The sequence below is a fragment of the Pandoraea eparura genome (assembly GCF_902459725.1).
In the GTDB taxonomy this organism is placed as follows: domain Bacteria; phylum Pseudomonadota; class Gammaproteobacteria; order Burkholderiales; family Burkholderiaceae; genus Pandoraea; species Pandoraea eparura.
On record NZ_CABPSH010000007.1, the window covers coordinates 68,090 to 81,102 of the forward strand.

Here is a 13,013-nt window from a genome sequence, read left to right on the forward strand (position 1 = left end):
GAGGACAAGCGTCATGGCCATTCCGGGGATCGAGTCGGTATTGCAGAAGCTGGGCAGCGTGGCGTCGCAGGCGGCGGGCTCGGTGCTGGGCACGTCGAGCGCCGGCGCCGGCGCAACCTCGGCAACGGGCGGATTCGCTTCAGCGTTGGAAAACTCGCTCAAGCGCGTCTCGTCTGCGCAGAACGGCGCAGAGGCACAGGCCCGCGCGTTCGAAATGGGGGAGCCGGGCGTGGCGCTCAACGACGTGATGGTCGACCTCCAGAAAGCGAACATCGGCTTCCAGATGAGCCTGCAAGTGCGCAACAAACTCGTGTCGGCCTATACGACCGTGATGAACATGCAGGTGTGATGCAGACGTAGGACACGGGAGGGCGCGCCAGGGCGCAACCTCCGCACCGAGCAGGCCCCGCCGATCAGCGGGGCTTTTTTGTTGATGGCGCGGACCGTTGCGCGGCGCGCGGCGGTGACGGACAGTGATGGCCGATGCGGGCGATGCGGGCGATGAGGGCGATGAAGGCGATGCGGGCGGCGACCGCGGGAAGGCCGCACTCCGGTTACGCGGTGCCGGCGCAGACGGGGTGCGCCGGCATGATGCGCTTCAGGAACTCGTGAAAGCGCGGCACGGTGAATGCCGCGTCGTCCAACGGGGCGCTGTAGAGCATGCCCTTGCTGACCAGTTCCCGCCGAACCGGCTCGAGCGCTTCCACGGGTTTGCCGAATTCGGTGGCGACGGCGTGTAGGTCGTGCGGGCCTTCGCCCAACGCCGCCATCGCTCGCAGATAACGCTTCTCCATCGGGGTCAGCCGCTCGAAGCGTAGACGGTAGAAGTTGTTGTCCAGCGCATCGATGGCCGCCGTCGACGCAAGTCTGACGTGCTCCGACGTGATCGGGCTTTCGTGTGCGGCATTCCACACGAGCTTTCCCCATTGCTGAAGGAAATACGGGTACGCGCCCGTGCGCTCAACGATCTCGTCGAGCGCATCCGGCGTGATGGCCACGCCGGCTTGTGCGGCGGGGACGGCGATGGCCTCGCGCGCCCCGGCGCTCGAGAGCGGTCCGATCATGGAGATCTCGAACATTCGCTCCGCGTAGGACTTGGCGTCACCGACCTGGCGGATCAGCGGCGGCAAGCCCGCGCCGATCAGAATGACGGGCAACTGGTATTGCGCGCATCGGTGAAGGGCGTAAAGCAATGCGGACAACTCCCGTTTTGGCATGCCTTGCAGTTCGTCGATGAAAATGGCGAGCACGGTTTGCGCCGACCGGGCGGCACGCCCCACCTCCACGAGCAGCGCGCAAAGATCCAGGTCGAGAATGCCGCAATCCGCCAGCCCGGGCTCGGGCGCGTAATCCAGACCGATCGCAATGCCCTCATAAGTGACTTTCAATCCGGAAACGAAGCCAGCGAGCGCGCGCAACCCGCGAACGACGGTGTCCGTCGCCGACGGTGTTCGACTCATGCGCAACAACGCGATACGTAATGCCGGGGCGATCGAGGCCGGCAGCGACTTCACTTCCGGGGCTTCGAGATGCACGGTGATCGCGCCTTGCTGTTCGGTGTCATACAGAAGCCGTTCGAGCAGCACGGTCTTGCCGACGCCGCGCAGGCCGATCAGCAGTTGACCGTTGGCGTGGCGTCCGAGACGAAGGCGTTCGATGCAGACACGCACTTCCTCGCGAATCTCGTCGCGTCCGGACAAGGTGGGCGGCGGTGTGCCCGCGCCGGGATTGAAGGGGTTTTGAATGGCTTCCATGGGAGACCCGTAAGGTTGGGTTGACGAGCGAAGGCTCATGCCCGGCACGCGGTGCCGCGACACATGGAGAAAATGCTAGTGAGATCGTTTGCGCTGCGCGGATGGCAACACTTCTACCTGTCGCGAAAAGTCCGGGGAAACCTTTGCCCGCGGGCGTTCGCCGCTAGTCGACGGTCAAGGGGCAGGGCCGCAATTCGGACACTTCACGTCATTCCCGCCAGATGTGCGAAGCATGAGACCTAGCGCGTGCGGTGATCGGCGGAAGGCTCGTCGGGTGCGCTGGACCGTAGCGTGGGCGCGGCAGCCGGGGCGCCGGCCGAGGACGCCGGGACAACGACGCCCGGCGGCAGCGGCGGCGGGTTGCCACCCCGTCCCGCTTCGAGCTTATAAAGCCAAGCCAGCAATTCCGCGACCGCCTGATAGAGCTGCGCCGGAATGCGCTGGTCGAGGTCGACCTGCATGAGCAGGCTCACCAGCTCCGGCGATTCGTGCACGTACAGGCCATGCTCGTGCGCGGTGCGCACGATCGTCTCGGCGAGCAGGCCGTAGCCCTTCGCCACCACGCGCGGTGCCGTGTCGTTCGCCCCGTAGGCAAGCGCGATCGCCGTGCGACGTTCCGGCGGCAGTGTCATGCCTCACCTCCGGCCTCGGCGTCGGACGACGCATCACCTGCCGATGGCCCCGGCCGCCCAGTGGCGTTGGTCGCGGCGGCAGCGTGGACTGGGTTCGCAGGGGTGGCCGGGTTGGCCGTTGCCGATGACCCGCTGGCGCTTCCCCCCGCGTCCGTCAGCGCGCCAAACGACAACTGACTTGCGATGAGGCCGACGGCGGCGAGCCGCTGACGCAATCCTTCCCCTTCTTGCGACAGCACGTCGGCCGACACCGTCGAATCGGTCAGCAGGCGCGCTTGCAACTGCTGCCCCGACAACCCGAGCGTGACGTCCACCGTGCCCAGCAACGGCAGCGTGAGACGCAGGTGGGTATGCCATGTCGACGATGGGGTTGCCTCACCGGGCACCGTTTGCCCGCCGCGTTCCTCGACCTGCCATTCCATCGGTGCGCCCGGCCATGCCATACCGTTCCACTGGAATTGCGGATTGACCAGCATGTCGAGCTGCTGACGCACCAGCGCGACGCTCTCCGCAGGCGCATTCGCCACGGCGGCAATCGCCCCGGCCGGACCGTGCGGTGCGGCATTCGCGGGTGAGCCGCTGCCCAGCGCAGCCACAGTGGCGTCGCCCCCCTGTGCGCCGGGCAACACGCTGCCCGTGGTATGCGCGACGCTGGCGGCATGCGCCAGCGCGTTGGCCGTGTTGGGTAGATTGGCGCTCGCATGCAAGCCGCCATCGGCGGTCTCGCCCGCCAACGGTGGCGCAACGGCGCCGGGCGACGCGGCACCGTAGGCCGCCGCCGCAGTGGACACGGTCGACGGGCTGAGCGCCGGCCACCCGCTGGCCAGCGCGGCGTCGGCACCCGAAGGGCCAAGCAGACGGGTGAGCGGACCCGGGCCGGGCAGCGTGGCATCGGCGCCGGCCGCGCGCAACTGTGCAGCGAGATTCGCCGACGCGGGCCAGCGCAACTGCGGCTCGGCCTGCAACTGCTCGAACGAGCGGCTGCCCGATGCCCACTGCGACAGATGCGATTCGTAAAAAAGCCCGCTGGCGGACAACGCTTCCTTCAACGCCGACGCCAGCAGCGGCGCGAGCGCGGGTGCACCGGTGCCGGGCGCGGCAGGCCACACGGGCGTGCTCGCCTGCACGGGACCGGGCGAGTCGGGCGCGAGCCGCAGAATCGTGTCGATGGTGCGTGCGGCAGCCGAGAGCGTTGCCTGTTGAACGGGGGTAGGCAGCCGGGCGGCGCTCTGCGGGGACGCATTGCCGAGTCCAACGGCTGCCGTCGACGTGCGTGTCGCCAGGTCGCCGAGCGCGGACGTGGCGTCGCCGGTGGGCTGCAAGCCCGATACGGCGCTGGGCGCGCTGGTCGAGGCCGCCCCCTGCCCGACACCTAGCAAGGCGTCGAGCCGTCTAGCAAGCGTTGTGGCCAGCACCGAATCGAGACCGGCCATACCTGACTCCGAATAACGGGCGACGAGACGCGCGGGCGCGTCAGGTGCCCAGGTTCAGGCCGTAGACTTCGTGCAGGGCACGTTGACGGCGTGTGCTGTTGATCATGGCGTCCAGATGGGCCAGACGCGGCACCACGAGATCGCGAATCGCCGCGTCGTCGGCCAGAATACGCCGGATGACGGCATGCTTGCGTGCTCGCTCGTCCTCGTTGAGCGGCAGCGAGGCCTCGAGCTGCTTGATCGAATCGACCTGCGCGCGATACTGCATCTCGAGGTCGATGAGGGCATCCCAATCGCCATCGCGCGCCACGCCGAGCATGCGCTCCGTGAGGCCGGCAATACTCTCGTAGCAGTTCAGCAACGTCTTGGCTTCATTCATAGCGCACTCCGGTGCCCGCCTGTGCGGCGGGGGCACCCGTGCCGGCCGCCGGGGCGATCGCGCGCCAGGCCGAGGCAATCGTGTCGAGCAGGGTGTCGACTTCCTGTACCTTGACAACGTCATTCTCGAGATTCGCTTCGAGCAGGCGTTGGCCCATGTAGTCGTAAAGATCGCGCAGGTTGCGCGACAGCTCTCCGCCGACGTCCATGTCCAGGCCGTCGCGCAGACCGCCAATGATGCCGATGGCTTTCGAGAGCGCGAGTCCGCGATCGGCGATGCGACCGTCTTCGAAATGGACGCGGGCCTTGGTGAGGGCTGCCTTGGCACCGTCGAACAGCATCATGATGAGCTGGTGCGGACTCGCGGCGATGACACCCGTCTCGAGTCCGACTTTGCGATAAGCGTTGGCGGCGTTTTGACCGTACATGACTTTCTCCGAAGCGCGCGGCGTGAGGGCGTCGCGGGCTTACTTCGAGGATGACGACGAAGACGACGAACCGCCAAGCACCTGCTTGAGGTAGTCGCTCGTGTTCTGCAACTTGGCCATCGTCGCGTCCAGTGCCGTGAACTGGGCGAGGTAGCGGTTCTGCATCTGCGTCATCTGGTCCTGCCAGTCACTCTCCTGTTGCTGCACCTGCTTGATGCTGGCGTTCAGGTTCGACGTGGCCGTGCTGATGGCGCCCTTGGCGCTCAGGAAATTGCTGACCTGGTTCGACAGCAGCGACGCATAGCCTTGCGAGAAGTTGATGGTGCCGCGATTGCCGAGGTTGGTGCCGGTGACCTGGATCTTGAGGCCGTCGGTCAGCGAACCCGCGGCGCCGGTCAGCGACTGGCCGCTGCCCGTGGCGATCACGCCGCCGATCGAGCCACCGACGTCCACGCCGTCGGTGCTGGGCGACACGCCGGTGCCGAACAGCGTGGTCTGGGCATTGCCCGACGTGACGCGGATGTTCGAGGCTGAGCCATAGCGGTTCGACGTAATCGACAGCACCCCGGCGGTCTGCTTGACGGTTACCGTCGAGCCATTGGCGACGAACTGCGAGTTGCCGTTGATCGCGGCCTGCAAGGCCGCGGCCATCTTGTCGGGGGTGTAGGTGCCGTTCGGGATGGTGATGGTCGTGCTCGTGCCGTCGACCTGCACCGTCAGCGTATTGTTGGTGCCGTTGATGACGGTGTTCGCGCCAAGCGTGGCGTTTGACGTGAGCGTGCCCTGCGTCGCGAGGCGCGTGATGACCACGTCGTACTGGCCCGGCTGCGTATTGGTGGTCGAGCTCTGGTAGCTGATCAGGCTGTCGGTGGTCGTGCCGTTGGTCGCGAGCAGTGATGCAAGCTGGGCGAAGCCGCCCGACGCAATGGCTTTTTGCAGCTTGGCCGAATCGACCGCGAGCTGGCCCGACGTATCCGTGGCGCTACCGGAGCCGTCGCCGGCCTGGAACGTCACGCCGATGTCTGCGAGCGACGTCAGTACCGACCCCGCGACCCCCGGCAGTTTGCCGTTCAGAATCTGCTGGATCTGCGTCGTGATCATCTGCGTGGTCGTGTCGCCGATCAGCGGGCCGTTGTTGTTCGAGGTGCTGCCGGGCGAAGCGCTCGATTTATCGAAGTACGTCAGTTGACCGATCGCGGAATGCAGCGTGTTGTAGGCCGTAACGAAATCGCTGACCGACTTGGTGACGCCGTCGCTGTTGTTGCTGACGCTGACGGTGGTCGTGCCGGTCTTGAGCAGGCTCATCGACAGACCCTGCACGGCGCTCTTGACCGTGTTGGTCTGGCTCGACACGGCCAGCCCGTTGATGGTCAGGTTCGCGTTCTGGCCGGCGGCCGTCTGCGTCAGGTTCTGCGTGCCGGTGGGGTCGTACGCCAGCATGTTCGTGAGCGTGGCATCGCCGCCCGCGGCAACGTCCACCTTCATGCTCATTGCCTGACCGGTCTGCGTCGAGGTCAGGACCAGGCGGTTCGGCGTGGCGCTGCCGTCATTGACGATCGTGGCGGTCACCCCGCCATTGGCGGCGTTGATGGCGTCGCGAATGCCTTGCAGCGAGTTGTTGCTGTTCGTGATCGTGATGCTGAACGGTGCCTGCTGCGCATTCGGCGAGAAGCTGGCGCCGGTGTACGTGCCGTTCGCGAGCGTGCCGCCCGATATCGTGCCGAAGCTGAACGTCAACTGGGTGGATGCGCCCGTGCCGATCGACGCCGCGGGATCCGACACGCCGGACGTCGACAGGCTTTGCGCCTGCGCCAGTTGCGTCGTGTTGATCGTATAGCTGCCGGCCTTCGCCGTGGTGTCCGCCGACGCCGTCAGGATCGTGGCGTCGCCAGGTGTAGCGCTCATCTGCAGGAACGACGACGCCGACGACAGGGCCGACAGCGACGACTGGAACGAACTCAGCGCCGATTGCAGGCTGCCGAGTGCGGAGACCTTGGTCTGATAGCTGGCTTCTTGTGACTTGAGCAAGCTGAGCTTTTGCGTGGCCGGCTGCATCAGACTGGTCACGAGCGCGTTCACGTCCAGCCCGGAGCCAATGCCCGGTGACGAAATGGAGCCCGTAGTGCTACTGCCGGTAGAAGCCATAAATTGCTCGCTCTCAAAAATAGTTGCTCAACTCACAAAACGCCGGCACGAAAAACGCTGCCTTTGTAATGTTTGCGGCGGCGCCCCCCGTGAAGGTGGCGCCGCCGGCGGCCCGGCCACGTTGCCGCCGGGCGTCAAACCCTACCCAACAGGCGCTTACTGGAGAAGCTTCAGCACTTGCTGCGGCAATTGGTTGGCCTGGGCCAGCATCGAGATACCGGCTTGTTGCAGGATCTGCGACTTGGTCAGGTTGGCCGTTTCCGAAGCGTAGTCGGTGTCTTGCACGCCCGAACGCGCCGTGGTCAGGTTCTGCGTCGTGGTCGACAGGCTCGAAATCGTCGACTGGAAGCGGTTTTGAATGGCGCCCAGGGTCGATTGCAGCGTGTCGACGGTGCCGATGGCCGAGTCGATCTGCGACAGCATCAGCGTGGCGCTGCTGACCGTCTTCACGTCGGCTTGTGCCAGGCTGCCGCTCGTGGCGTAGGTCGTGGCCGCCGTCGGCAGGCCCAGCTTGGTCAGGATGGCCGCAGTGCCGCCGCTGATCTGGAACGACGAACCCGAGCTGAGGTGCATCTGGCCGGTGGTGTCGACATACGCGTTCACGCCGCTGTTCGACGAGTTGATCGCGTTGGCCAGGTCGCTGGCGCTGTTCATCTTGCCGGTGATGTTCGTGGCCTTGCCGTTGACGGTCAGGACCAGGTCGCCTGCGGCGAGCGTTTGCGAGAACGTCGAAGCGACGGCGGTCGACGTGGTCGTCACACCGGCGGCAGCACCGGCGACGGCCATGCCCAGCGTCGTGGCGTCGGCGCCAGCGATGGTCATCGTTTGCGCCGCGTCGGTGTTGGTGATGGCGATTTCACCGGCCGAGTTGACCGAGGCAACGTTGCCCGTGAAGCCGGCGGATTGGGCGGCGGTGTTGATCGCCGTGGCCAGGTCGGCCGAGCTGTTGTACGTGCCGGCCTTGACGTTGACGGCGGCGCCCGCACCCATCTGCACGGTCAGGGCAGCAACGGTGAAGCTCAGCGGATTGGTGGCCGAAGACGTTTGCGCGACCGAACCGATGCTCGAAATGGTCATGCTTTGTTGCAGGTTGACCGAAATGGTCTGGCCTGCGTTGGCGCCGACCTGGAAGTTCGCCGTGCCCATCGAGCCGTCGAGCACGTTCAGGCCGTTGAACGACGTTTGGGTGGCCAGGCGGTTCACTTCCGCCAGACGCTGCTGGACTTCCTGGTCCAGTGCGGCGCGGTCCGACGCCGAGTTCGTCGAGTTGGTCGATTGAACGGCCAGCGTACGGATGCGCTGCAGGTTGTCGGTGATCGCCGACAGGGCGCCCGCGGCGGTTTGCACCAGCGAGATACCGTCGTTGGCGTTGCGCTGCGCTTGCTGCGTGCCGTTGATCTGGGCCGACATGCGGTCCGTGATCGCCAGACCGGCGGCGTCGTCGGCGGCGCTGTTGATGCGCATACCCGAGGACAGACGCGTGATCGAGGTTTGCAGGCCCGACTGCGACGTGCTCAGGTTACGTTGTGCAACCAGCGAGAAGATATTGGTATTGATGACAGATGACATTTAGCCACTCCTTTCCCAAAATTTTTGGCTCCGGCTTAAGCGCCGTAACTTCGGCTCTACAGCCATTCGCCGAAAGCCGCCGTTGTAGGGGATATCGGACGGCCATTGGGAAAATTTAGGGTGATTTCACAAAATGATGTGTCACCCCCCATCGACGGGCCCTGTCGATGTAGGAAAAACGCTAGTGGGCCAGTCTACAAAATCCCTCCACGATTGATCGCGCAAGGAAAGGGGCAATCTGCCGCCTATTCAATCCCTGTAAGGCTTGGAGAGGTGGCCGCAGGGGGCCGACACCTTGTCGCGCGACCGCCAATTCTCAGCGGGTGGCAACGCTTTGAAGGCCTACAAGAAAATTTCTCGCCCGGGTGAGAAAGCGTTGCCGAGGGCAACGCTGCCAACGACGAAGATCGGATCGGCGGACCGAAATGCACGTGGCCCGCGAGCGCGGGCCACGTAGTGATTGCTTACTTCCTTGAGGCTTGATGCCGGAGCGCTCAGGCGCAGAGCGGTCCCATCTCGGCGCTGACCAGGCCGTGTTGCATCACGTAATAGGTGAGTTCGGCGTTGTTGTTCAGGCGCATCTTTTCCAGCAGACGCGTGCGATACACGCTTACCGTCTTGACCGAAAGTGAGAGCGCGTTGGCGATGTCCGTCAGGCGCTTGCCCGAACCGATCATGCAAAGCGTCTGGTATTCCCGGTCGGACAGGCGCTCATGCGGCGGCTGGTCGGCGTCCGGGCCGAGGTAGTCGGCGAGCGTCTCGGCGACCATCGGGCTGACATACTTGCGGCCCGCGGCGACCTGCCGCACGGCCGAGACCAACTGCTGGGCGTTCGAGCGCTTGCTCAGATAACCGGCCGCGCCGGCCTTGAGCGCCCGAAGCGCGAACTGGCCTTCACCGTACATGCTGAAGATCATGATCGGCAGACGCGGATGCTTGCGTCGCAGGGTCTTGAGAATCTCAAGCCCGTTCGTGTCGGGCAGCGAAATATCGAGCAGGACGATGTCCCACTGGGCGGCGTCGGTCATCTCCAGCGCTTCCGCGCCGCAGTCGGCTTCGCCGATGACTGAAATGCTCCCGCTATCGGAGAGCAACTGTCGCACGCCCTGACGCACGATGGCGTGGTCGTCGACGATGAGCACTCTGAGCGTCATGATGCGTATCCGTGAAGAGCAAGCGATTCCGGGGCATGGTGGCCGGTCGCGTGTGCCGCGACCGGGGACGACAGAATCTGGTGCCAGGGAAGACGCGCGTTCACGAGCGTCCCAGATCCTTGCGCACTGCCAATACGTATCGTGCCGCCAAGCGCCGTGCAGCGCTCGCGCATTCCTGCCAATCCGAAATGTCCCTGCTTGCGACGTGCGCCGCGGGCCAAACCGCAACCATCGTCGGAAATCGTGAGTTTGAGTGAACGATGACTGCCGTCGAGCGCCACCACCACGCGAGAGGCGCGTGCATGGCGGGCGACGTTGGTCAGCGCTTCCTGCGCAATGCGGTACAACGCCAGCACCGCGTCGGGCGTGAGCTTGGCGACGCGCTCGCGCGTCACGTCGTCACAACGCCAGATGCAGGTGAGGCCGCTTTGTTCGCCGAAGCGACGCAGCCAGGCGCGCAACGAGGCAACGAGGCCCGCGTCGAGCGCGGGTGGGTGTTGACGGCCGACGAGTTCGTCGGCGGCGTCCTGGGCGGCGTTGGCCGCTTGCTGAATCTGGGTGCAGAGGGACTGCCATTCGGCGGCGTTGGCCGGCGCGCGTGTCGCCAGGCGCCCCACCACCAACTGCAATGCCGTGAGGTGCGCGCCGAGTCCGTCGTGCAGTTCGCGGGCCAGACGCGCGCGCTCGGCTTCGCGCGCGGCGTCGATCGCGCGTGCCACCGACTGTGCCAGCGGGCGCGCCACCGCAGCGCGCGAGGCGGGCTCGCCCGGCAACGCCGTGTCGCACGCGGCAGCCGGATCCGATGCCGGTGTCACGACGCGCGTGTGCAACGCGTCGTCAATTGACCCGCGGCGTCTCGCAGCCTGTGCGGCACGATCGACGAGATACGGCATGGAGGCAAAATCCCTGAGAGAAAAAGTCCCGTGCCGCAACTTGCGCGCCGAGACCCCACCGAATTTAACAAACTTTACATTTCGTCACAATTGCGCGCGGTGGACAACCGCGCGACTGACGGCAAAGCATAACTATTTGATTTGGATCAAAAAGTATCGGCTTGCTTAAGGGAAATTCTGCAAAGACCCCAAAATATATCAGGGTTTGTCCTAGCCCGAAGCGTCGAGGAAGTGTTTCAAACGATTTTTTCGATCTAACCAACGGAAATACCTGAGTTTTTCTTGCGACTTCATACGGTTGTGAGTTTCTATCAGGCGGGTACGCGGGCGGTTGATGCGTGTTATCGGAGAGGTATCCCCGGTACCGTTCCCTATGAGGCGTTGCTTTCAGCCTGTGCTGCCAGCGGTAGCGTTACGGTCACGATCAGGCCGCGGCCATCGTCGCCCGACGCCAGCGTCACCGTGCCGTAGCTGGCCGCCACGATTTCCTTGACGATTGCCAGCCCGAGCCCGGTGCCGGGTTGACCCGGCGGCGCGTTCCGATAGAAGCGCTCGAATACGCGCTGCCGCGCTTCGGCCTGGATCCCCGGCCCATCGTCGATCACACGCAGGCGGGCCGTGTTCTCAGGACTGCCAATGGCGACCGTGACGCGACCCCCCTCGTGGATATAGCGGATCGCATTGTCGACAAGATTCATGACCATGGCGTGAAACAGCTCGCCATTGCCCTCGACCCACACGTGCGCCTCGGCCGTCTCCAGCCCAAGATCGATATGGCGACGTTGCGCAAGGGCGACGAGTTCCTCGAGCACGCCGGCGGCGACTGCCACCAGATCGACGCGCGAGCGCGAAAACGCCGGGGTGTCGGCCGCCTCGGCCTGCGAGAGCAGAAGCAGCTTGTTGGTGAGATCGGCCAGCCCGCGACTGCTCGTCTGCATGGCGGCGAGCACGTCGGCGAGCGCGGCCCGGTCGTCGAGCTGCGCGGCGAACTGCAACTGGGTGTCGAGCAGCGTGAGCGGTGTGCGTAGCTGGTGCGCGGCGTCGGCCACGAAGCGCCGCTGCTGCTGGGCCTGCGCCGAGAGCCGTTGAATGCACAGGTTGATGGCGTCGACGATGGGCCGCAACTCGGTTTGCAGTTGTCCGGCGCGAATCGGCACCAGTTCCTGCGGCGCACGTCCGGCGACTTCGTCCTTGAGGCGGATGAGCGGATGGAGCTCGACCGTCAGCCCGATGAGGACCAGCAGGGCGGCCAGCGCGGCCATGGCGATCTGGCGGTGCAGTGAGGGTTCCCACAACTGCGCGAGCATCTCGTCGTGGGCGTGCATCGTCTCGGCCACCACGACCGCGACCCGATACGGCGTGCCAGCGTTGTACATCGTGCGCACGTAGCTGACGGCGCGCAGAGGTTCGCCGTTGACGGTGACGCTGGAGTACGCCGGGACGGTCGCGGGGAACAGGGGGGGGCGCGGAAAATCCGGCGGACCCGCAAGCAGTTGACCGTCCTGGGTGACGACCTGATAGAACACCCGGTCGCGCGCTGGCGAGGCGAACAGTTCGAGCGCGGAGGGCGGCACGCTCGCGCGCAGCGCGCCATCGACCCAGGTGAGTTCCCCGGCAATCACCTGTGCCGAGGTGAGCAAGGCCCGGTCCTGCACGAGCGCGGCGGTGTCGCGGGCACTGCGATACGCCTGCCAGCCACTCGCGCCGATGTAGAGCGAGAGGGGCAGCATCAGCCACATCAGCAGCCGTACGCGCAGGCTAAGCATCTTTGGCGCGCAGCAGATAGCCCAGGCCGCGTAGCGTCATGATAGCCGCGTGGCTCGTCTCGAGTTTCTTGCGCAGTCGGTGGATATAGATCTCGATGGCATCCGCGCTCGGCTCGTCGTCCAGACCGAAGACGCCGTCGACGAGCGCGCTTTTGGCGACCGTCTTGCCCTGCTTGCGCATGAGGATTTCGAGCACGGCGTGTTCGCGCGACGGCAGCGCGAGCGGCGCGCCTGCGATCGTGAACTGTCGCGTGCCTGAGTGATAGGCCAGATCGGCGCACACCAGGTCGGCGCTCTGCTCGGGCGCATGCCGGCGGGCGAGCGCCTTGACGCGGGCGATCAGCTCGCGCACTTCGAAGGGCTTGACCAGATAGTCGTCGGCCCCCGCGCCGAGACAGTCGACCTTCTCGTCGACAGAGCCGCTGGCTGTGAGAATGATGACCGGCACGTTGTTGCGACGCTCGCGCAGCCGTCGCAGCACATGCTTGCCGCCGAGCTTGGGCAGCATGAGATCGAGCAGCACCACGTCGTACGTCTCCGTTTGCAGCAGACGATCGGCGGCATCGCCGTCGCGCGCCGCGTCGACGGTGAAGTTGTCGTCGCGCAGCATGCGGGCGAGCCAGTGGGCGAGGGTGTCGTTATCTTCGATCAGCAGCAGTTTCATGACGGCAAAGGCGTAGGGCGACGGGGGCAGCGTCGCAGACAGCGACGGCGAGTGTGCCCGCCGAACCGGCGCAAGCCAACAGCGGGTAAACACGCATCTTTTAGGCGAGAAAACCTGCATGGGACGAAAGCTCGATGAAAGCTTCGGTTTTCTACAATCCACATCAAGGCAAAGGAAACGATTCAGAGGACCGCTGC

At 65.3% G+C, this 13,013-nt stretch carries 12 protein-coding genes; 1 reads left to right on the top strand and 11 read right to left on the bottom strand.

Annotated features, from left to right (window positions below; all coding sequences use genetic code 11):
- Window positions 1-13 precede the first annotated feature (13 nt).
- Window positions 14-349 carry a flagellar hook-basal body complex protein FliE gene (gene fliE, locus PEP31012_RS15110; protein WP_150590161.1) on the top strand — a complete coding sequence of 112 codons (336 nt, stop codon included), beginning with the start codon at window positions 14-16 and terminating at the stop codon, window positions 347-349.
- Window positions 350-554: 205 nt separating this feature from the next.
- Here the strand turns inward: fliE and PEP31012_RS15115 are convergent, their stop codons facing one another.
- From PEP31012_RS15115 to PEP31012_RS15165, 11 genes are all read right to left on the bottom strand, one after another.
- The gene (locus tag PEP31012_RS15115; protein WP_150590162.1) at window positions 555-1,754 is read right to left on the bottom strand and encodes an ATP-binding protein; all 1,200 of its coding nucleotides are present in this window, start codon (window positions 1,752-1,754) and stop codon (window positions 555-557) included.
- Window positions 1,755-1,993: 239 nt separating this feature from the next.
- Window positions 1,994-2,386, bottom strand: a complete 393-nt coding sequence (locus PEP31012_RS15120; protein ID WP_150590163.1) for an EscU/YscU/HrcU family type III secretion system export apparatus switch protein — start codon at window positions 2,384-2,386, stop codon at window positions 1,994-1,996.
- On the bottom strand, window positions 2,383-3,819 hold the full coding sequence (gene fliK, locus PEP31012_RS15125; RefSeq protein ID WP_150590164.1) for a flagellar hook-length control protein FliK: 1,437 nt from the start codon (window positions 3,817-3,819) through the stop codon (window positions 2,383-2,385). Before fliK ends, PEP31012_RS15120 begins: the two co-directional genes overlap by 4 nt.
- A gap of 40 nt (window positions 3,820-3,859) precedes the next feature.
- The gene (locus tag PEP31012_RS15130; protein WP_150590165.1) at window positions 3,860-4,198 is read right to left on the bottom strand and encodes a flagellar protein FliT; all 339 of its coding nucleotides are present in this window, start codon (window positions 4,196-4,198) and stop codon (window positions 3,860-3,862) included.
- Complete coding sequence (fliS, locus tag PEP31012_RS15135) at window positions 4,191-4,625, bottom strand: flagellar export chaperone FliS (RefSeq protein WP_150590166.1); 435 nt, start codon at window positions 4,623-4,625, stop codon at window positions 4,191-4,193. Before fliS ends, PEP31012_RS15130 begins: the two co-directional genes overlap by 8 nt.
- 39 nt (window positions 4,626-4,664) lie before the next feature.
- Window positions 4,665-6,770: a flagellar filament capping protein FliD gene (gene fliD / locus PEP31012_RS15140; RefSeq protein ID WP_150590167.1), complete on the bottom strand. Its 2,106-nt coding sequence runs from the start codon at window positions 6,768-6,770 to the stop codon at window positions 4,665-4,667.
- A gap of 156 nt (window positions 6,771-6,926) precedes the next feature.
- A complete protein-coding gene (locus tag PEP31012_RS15145) occupies window positions 6,927-8,339 on the bottom strand; it encodes a flagellin N-terminal helical domain-containing protein (RefSeq protein WP_150590168.1) in 1,413 nt (470 codons plus the stop codon).
- A gap of 494 nt (window positions 8,340-8,833) precedes the next feature.
- Window positions 8,834-9,493, bottom strand: coding sequence for a response regulator (locus tag PEP31012_RS15150; protein WP_150590169.1), 660 nt, complete (start codon window positions 9,491-9,493; stop codon window positions 8,834-8,836).
- Window positions 9,490-10,386 (bottom strand): sensor histidine kinase, encoded by an 897-nt coding sequence (locus tag PEP31012_RS15155; RefSeq protein ID WP_150590170.1) that lies wholly within the window; start codon window positions 10,384-10,386, stop codon window positions 9,490-9,492. The genes PEP31012_RS15150 and PEP31012_RS15155 overlap by 4 nt, the downstream gene beginning before the upstream one ends.
- Before the next feature lie 371 nt (window positions 10,387-10,757).
- Window positions 10,758-12,152, bottom strand: a complete 1,395-nt coding sequence (locus PEP31012_RS15160) for a sensor histidine kinase (RefSeq protein ID WP_246171314.1) — start codon at window positions 12,150-12,152, stop codon at window positions 10,758-10,760.
- A complete protein-coding gene (locus PEP31012_RS15165) occupies window positions 12,145-12,816 on the bottom strand; it encodes a response regulator (protein WP_150590171.1) in 672 nt (223 codons plus the stop codon). The genes PEP31012_RS15160 and PEP31012_RS15165 overlap by 8 nt, the downstream gene beginning before the upstream one ends.
- Window positions 12,817-13,013 lie beyond the last annotated feature (197 nt).

Coding starts and splice junctions, on each gene's coding strand:
- fliS (WP_150590166.1), bottom strand. CDS start 4,625: ATGTACGGTCAAAACGCCGCCAACGCTTATCGCAAAGTCGGACTCGAG.
- PEP31012_RS15155 (WP_150590170.1), bottom strand. CDS start 10,386: ATGCCGTATCTCGTCGATCGTGCCGCACAGGCTGCGAGACGCCGCGGG.
- PEP31012_RS15150 (WP_150590169.1), bottom strand. CDS start 9,493: ATGACGCTCAGAGTGCTCATCGTCGACGACCACGCCATCGTGCGTCAG.
- fliE (WP_150590161.1), top strand. CDS start 14: ATGGCCATTCCGGGGATCGAGTCGGTATTGCAGAAGCTGGGCAGCGTG.
- fliD (WP_150590167.1), bottom strand. CDS start 6,770: ATGGCTTCTACCGGCAGTAGCACTACGGGCTCCATTTCGTCACCGGGC.
- PEP31012_RS15160 (WP_246171314.1), bottom strand. CDS start 12,152: ATGCTTAGCCTGCGCGTACGGCTGCTGATGTGGCTGATGCTGCCCCTC.
- PEP31012_RS15120 (WP_150590163.1), bottom strand. CDS start 2,386: ATGACACTGCCGCCGGAACGTCGCACGGCGATCGCGCTTGCCTACGGG.
- PEP31012_RS15165 (WP_150590171.1), bottom strand. CDS start 12,816: ATGAAACTGCTGCTGATCGAAGATAACGACACCCTCGCCCACTGGCTC.
- PEP31012_RS15115 (WP_150590162.1), bottom strand. CDS start 1,754: ATGGAAGCCATTCAAAACCCCTTCAATCCCGGCGCGGGCACACCGCCG.
- PEP31012_RS15130 (WP_150590165.1), bottom strand. CDS start 4,198: ATGAATGAAGCCAAGACGTTGCTGAACTGCTACGAGAGTATTGCCGGC.
- fliK (WP_150590164.1), bottom strand. CDS start 3,819: ATGGCCGGTCTCGATTCGGTGCTGGCCACAACGCTTGCTAGACGGCTC.
- PEP31012_RS15145 (WP_150590168.1), bottom strand. CDS start 8,339: ATGTCATCTGTCATCAATACCAATATCTTCTCGCTGGTTGCACAACGT.